This is a genomic window from Stenotrophomonas sp. S41 (assembly GCF_016624625.1).
Taxonomy (GTDB): Bacteria; Pseudomonadota; Gammaproteobacteria; order Xanthomonadales; family Xanthomonadaceae; genus Stenotrophomonas.
Genome location: NZ_JACVTV010000182.1, coordinates 1 through 4,316, shown reverse-complemented (window position 1 = coordinate 4,316; position 4,316 = coordinate 1). Strand labels below are relative to the sequence as shown.

At 68.7% G+C, this 4,316-nt stretch carries 5 protein-coding genes; 2 read left to right on the top strand and 3 right to left on the bottom strand.

From position 1 onward, the window contains the following. Nucleotides 1–89: 89 nt before the first annotated feature. Nucleotides 90–782: a DsbA family oxidoreductase gene (locus IAE56_RS20665; RefSeq protein WP_108769585.1), complete on the bottom strand. Its 693-nt coding sequence runs from the start codon at nucleotides 780–782 to the stop codon at nucleotides 90–92. A gap of 83 nt (nucleotides 783–865) precedes the next feature. Continuing rightward, nucleotides 866–1,351: a CYTH domain-containing protein gene (locus IAE56_RS20660; protein WP_164075223.1), complete on the bottom strand. Its 486-nt coding sequence runs from the start codon at nucleotides 1,349–1,351 to the stop codon at nucleotides 866–868. Between the two features lie 93 nt (nucleotides 1,352–1,444). Between IAE56_RS20660 and IAE56_RS20655 the strand changes: the two genes are divergently transcribed. Then, nucleotides 1,445–2,038: a hypothetical protein gene (locus tag IAE56_RS20655; protein WP_200753806.1), complete on the top strand. Its 594-nt coding sequence runs from the start codon at nucleotides 1,445–1,447 to the stop codon at nucleotides 2,036–2,038. Between the two features lies 1 nt (nucleotide 2,039). Here IAE56_RS20655 and rlmD read toward each other — a convergent pair whose 3' ends face one another. Beyond that, nucleotides 2,040–3,374 (bottom strand): 23S rRNA (uracil(1939)-C(5))-methyltransferase RlmD, encoded by a 1,335-nt coding sequence (gene rlmD / locus IAE56_RS20650; RefSeq protein WP_200753805.1) that lies wholly within the window; start codon nucleotides 3,372–3,374, stop codon nucleotides 2,040–2,042. Nucleotides 3,375–3,508: 134 nt separating this feature from the next. Between rlmD and IAE56_RS20645 the strand changes: the two genes are divergently transcribed. Then, a complete protein-coding gene (locus IAE56_RS20645) occupies nucleotides 3,509–4,225 on the top strand; it encodes a response regulator (protein ID WP_200753807.1) in 717 nt (238 codons plus the stop codon). The last annotated feature ends 91 nt before the right edge of the window (nucleotides 4,226–4,316 follow it).

The window sequence follows — 4,316 nt, the reverse complement described above, 5'->3', positions numbered from 1 at the left end:
TGGGGGGGCCCCCGGCCCCCCCGCCCCCCCCCCCGGGGGGGCCCCCCCCCCGGGGTCGGATCCCCGCAGGGGCTCCGACCCCGGCCCGCTCAGACGGCGCAGCCGTCCGGGCCGCAGGCCTCGTCACCGGCAGCGGCGGCGGGGGCGCCCTGCTCGGCGGCGATCTGGCGCAGGGCGTTGGCGAAGGCTTCCGGCGGCTGCGCGCCGGAGATGGCCCAGCGGCCGTCGATGACGAAGGTCGGCACCGAGGAAATGCCCAGTGCGTGGGCCTGGGCCAGCTTGGCCTCGACCTCGGCCAGGCCACGGTCGGAGGCGAGCAGCTGCGCGATCTCCGCGCCGTCCAGGCCGCCGGCCACGCCAGCCTTCACCAGCACCTCGGTGTCGGCCAGGTTCTGGCCGTGCTCGAAGTGGGCGCGGAACAGGGCCTCGCCCACCGCGTCCTGCACGCCGTGTTCGCCGGCCAGCCACAGCACGCGGTGCGCCGGCAGCGTGGTCACCCGCACCTGGCCCTGGCTGAAGTCCATCGGCAGGCCTTCGGCGCGCGCGGTGGTCTGGGTCTGGCCGAGGATCTGCTCGGTACGCTCGGCGCCGCCGAACTTGGCCGCATAGGCCTGGCGCAGCGGCACCGGGGTGTCGCCGGCATCCGGATCCAGCTGGAACGGCTGCCACTGGATGTCGAGTTCAGGCGCATCGGCGCCCAGCAACTGCACACCCTGCTCGAATCGATGCTTGCCGATCCAGCACCAGGGGCAGACCACGTCGGAGTAGATATCGATCTTCATCCAGACCACATGGGGACCCCCGCCAGCGAAAAAAGGGGACGGAGGGGATTAATTGAATTAATCCCCTCCGTCCCCTTTTGGGTTCACCACTGTGAATACGGGTGGCTGGCCAGGGCGACGTTGTAGTAACGGGTGTCGTCGGTCACTTCGGCACCGGCCCAGTCCGGCAGGTCGATGGCCTGGTCGGCGCTGTCCAGCTCGACTTCGGCCACCACCAGCCCGGCGTTGTCGCCGAGGAACTCGTCCACTTCCCAGGTCAGGCCGGCGTGCTCGACCAGGTGCCGGCGCTTGTCGATCAGCCCGCCGACGCAGAGGGCGAGCAGCTCACGCGCGTCCGCCACCGGAATCGGGTAATCGAACTCCTGGCGGGTGTGGCCGATGGTGCGCGATTTCAGGTTGAGTGCGGCGTGGTCGCCTTCGATGCGCACCCGCACCGAGGCATTCTGGGTGCCGCGATCAAGCGAGCCCATGTCGTTGATATAGCCCTGCGCCATCGGGATCACCCGGTGCGCGGCGGCACGCCAGCCATCGTGGGTGACGAGGAATTTGCGTTCGATTTCAATGCCCATGCGGCCATTATGCGGGATCGCTGTGACCATGCCGGTACCGCAGGCAATGCGGCAAACCTACAATGACGCCCCCTCCTGCATGGATGCCGGTCGATGCGTCGTCTGCTGTTCCTGTTCTGCTGCTGTACGCCCGCGCTCGCCCCGGCAGCGTCTGTCCCCGACCTGCAACAGGTACAGGCGGCATTGGCCTCGGAAATCGAGTCCGGCCTGCAAGGCAGAAGCATGGGCACGCAGGTCGCCGCCGCAATGTTCGCGCCACGCTTGAATGCCCTGCCCTGGTGCGTGCCGGCAGACGATGGCGCGGTCGACTGCAGCGTCGGCTACGAACGTGGCATCAAGCAGGGCCATCGGATGATGCGGTTGGCGCCGCAGGGCAATGGCTGGCGCCTGCAGTCGACGCGGCTGCAGGCACCGCAGCCGCCGCTGGCGGAACTCGTCCCGCAGCTGCAGGCCCGCATCGAGGAGCTCATCGCCGAAGGCAGCGACGCTTCCGAACGTGCAGCCATGCGTGCGGACTTCGATGGCATGCGCCTGACCGGCCTGGACGGCTGCGAGCTGGACCAGGCCAACGGACAACTGCGGTGCGCCCTGCTGCTGGCCTTCGACAGCGGCCACGACGGGCAGTTGACCGTCGGCCTGAAGCGGATCGGCGACCAGTGGCGCCTGGACCCGCTGCCGGTGAACTGACTCAGCGCTTCTCGAACACCGCGATGCTTTCCACGTGCGCGGTGTGCGGGAACATGTCCATGGCACCGGCGCTGACCAGGGTGAAGCCCTGCTCGTTGACCAGGTAGCCTGCATCGCGGGCCAGCGAGCCCGGGTGGCAGCTGACATAGACGATGCGCTTGAACTGCTTCAGCGGCAGCTGCTGCAGCACTTCGATGGCGCCCGAACGCGGCGGGTCCAGCAGCAGCTTGTCGAAGCCCTGGCGCATCCACGGGGTGCTGCGCTGGTCCTGGGTCAGGTCGGCACTGAAGAACTGCGCATTGGCCAGGCCGTTGCGCTCGGCGTTCTCGCGGGCACGCGTGACCAGGCCGGCATCGCCTTCCACGCCGACCACTTCGCGCACGCGACGGGCCAGCGGCAGGGTGAAGTTGCCCAGGCCGCAGAACAGGTCGAGCACGCGCTCGTCCTCACCCGGTTCCAGCAGGTCCAGGGCGTGGGCGATCATCTTCTCGTTGAGCTTGGCGTTGACCTGGATGAAATCCAGCGGACGGAACGCCAGCTCGACATCCCACGGCTCCAGCCGGAACGACAGCGGCACGCCCTGCCCGTCCAGCGGCTGCACGGTGTCCACGCCGCCGGACTGCAGGTAGATCACGAACCCATGCTGCTGGCCGAACGCGGCCCAGGCGGCACGATCGGCATCGCTGAGCGGCTGCATGTGGCGCACGGTCAAGACCACCGCCTGGTCGCCGGCGATGAATTCGATCTGCGGGATGTCGCGTTTGCCATCGAGCGATTCGATGAAGGTCGACAGCGCTTCGACCTTGGTGCCGATTTCCGGGATCACGGTCAGGCACTGGCTCAGGTCGGCCACGAAGCGCGGATCCTGCTCGCGGAAGCCGACCAGGGTCTTGTCCTTCTTCTCGACGCGGCGCACCGAGAAGCGGCCCTTGCGGCGGTAGCCCCAGCTCTCGCCGACCAGCGGCGGCAGCACGGCACCCGGCTTCACGTGGCCGATGCGCTCCAGGTTGTCCATCAGCACGCGCTGCTTGGCGACGATCTGCTGGCCTTCGTCCAGGTGCTGCAGCACGCAGCCGGCGCAGGTACCGAAGTGCGGGCACTTCGGCGTCACCCGCTGCGGCGAGGGCTGCAGCACTTCAACGGTGCGGGCCTCGTCGAAATGACGGTTGCGGGCGGTCGGTTCGGCCATCACCACTTCGCCCGGCAGGGCGCCACTGACGAAGGTGACCTTGCCGCCCTCGCCTTCACGGCGGGCGACGCCACGACCATCATGGCTGAGGTCGAGGATCTCGGTCTGGAACGGAGTACGGTCGATGCGGGAGCGGGATCGGGCCACGTGGCAACAGGCTGCGGGCAAAAATGGGTGCGTATTGTCGCAGATCCGGGCCGAGGGGGCCCGATGGCCGCTTGCGCCCGCCGCCCGCGTGCTTGATGATGGACACAGCTGACATGGAGGCAGCCCTGATGCAGATGAACCCGCGGACCAGCCGGCCCCGCTTCCTGCTTGTCGAGGATGACATCATCAGCCGCGGTTTTTTCAAGGCGGCGTTGGAAACGTTACCAGCGGATGTGGACACCGCTGACTCACTTGCAAGTGCATTGGCCCGCGCCGAACCCGGTGCGCATGACCTGTGGCTGATCGACGTCAACCTGCCTGACGGCAACGGCGCGCAGCTGCTGCATGAACTGCGCCGCTCGCATCCGGACACGCCTGCCCTGGCCCACACCGCCGATGGCGACCTGAGCATCCATGAACGCCTGCGCGAAGCCGGCTTCAGCGACACCCTGGTCAAGCCGCTGGGTCGCGACCAGCTGCTGAAGGCGGTGCGCCGCGCCCTGGTCAACAGTCCCGCTGGAACGACCCCGCCGCCGGCGGCGATCGAGCTGGTCGTGGAGGACTGGGACGAGACGGCGGCCCTGGCGGCCCTGAATGGCCAGCGCAACCACCTGATCGCCCTGCGCGAGCTGTTCCTGGCCGAGCTGCCGGGGGTGCGTGACGCGGTGGAACAGGCGGTGGACCAGCACGACGCGTCGAGCCTGCGCAACCAGCTGCATCGGCTGCAGGCCAGCTGCGGATTCGTGGGAGCGGCGCGGTTGGCGCGCGCGGTGCGGCAGCTGCATCACGCGCCGGAGTCGGTGCCGGCGCAGGCCGGGTTCCGGGCGGCGGTGGCAGCGCTCCTGCACTGAGGGGTGGGTCGGCAGGGCTGCGCCCTGCACCTGCTTCAATCAACGTCAACGTCAAAAGCCGAAGCGGCATTCCGTGGGATGGCGGGGCACT